Raw genomic sequence first — 670 nt, forward strand, 5'->3', positions numbered from 1 at the left:
CTCCCCGGCCACCCCAACAGGACACAACCCCCCATGAACGTCGACCACATAAACCCGCGTGTTCGCCATCGGACGGCCAATGGGGACATTGCCTTCAACGGAACAAACGTCGTCAACGGCGCATTGAGTGGCATACACGGTTGTCTCTGTTGGCCCATAGTGGCTGAAGATTCTGAGTCCCGGCAGCTGCTCGCGAAGGCGATGCACCATCTGCGCCGATAACGGTTCGGCGCCAGTCAACAACATTGCAAGGCTGGTGCAGCGAGATAGCTCGCCCTGCTCGAGTAGTGCGCGTATGGTCGAAGGAACGGCGTAGAGCGCTGTCACTCGCTCTTGCTGAAAGAGTTGCGTCAGATAAGCGGGATCCTTGTGTCCTTCGGGCCTCGCCATGATCAGCTTGGCCCCGCAAATCAGGGGCCAGTACAGTTCGCGCACCGAGGCATCGAAGCCGAATGGCGTCTTGACCGGAACGACATCGTGCGCCCCTAACGGGTAGGTGGCGCGTTGCATGTTCATCAAATTGGACACGCCACCGTGAAGTACCATGACGCCTTTGGGTGTTCCGGTTGAGCCGGAGGTGTAGATGACGTAGGCCAGGTGGCTGGGGGTCAGCCCGAGCGCAAAGCGGTCCGGGTTGACCTCCAACCCGCCAGCTAGCTCCACGACAGTC

General features: G+C 60.1%; 1 protein-coding gene. It reads right to left on the reverse strand.

What is annotated here, in order from left to right; genetic code table 11:
• The coding region (locus E1166_RS30635; RefSeq protein WP_165944475.1) for an AMP-binding protein at positions 1-645 on the reverse strand (645 nt) is incomplete at its 3' end.
• Between the last annotated feature and the right edge of the window lie 25 nt (positions 646-670).

This window comes from Micromonospora sp. KC213, from assembly GCF_004348325.1.
In the GTDB taxonomy this organism is placed as follows: Bacteria; Actinomycetota; Actinomycetes; order Mycobacteriales; family Micromonosporaceae; genus Micromonospora.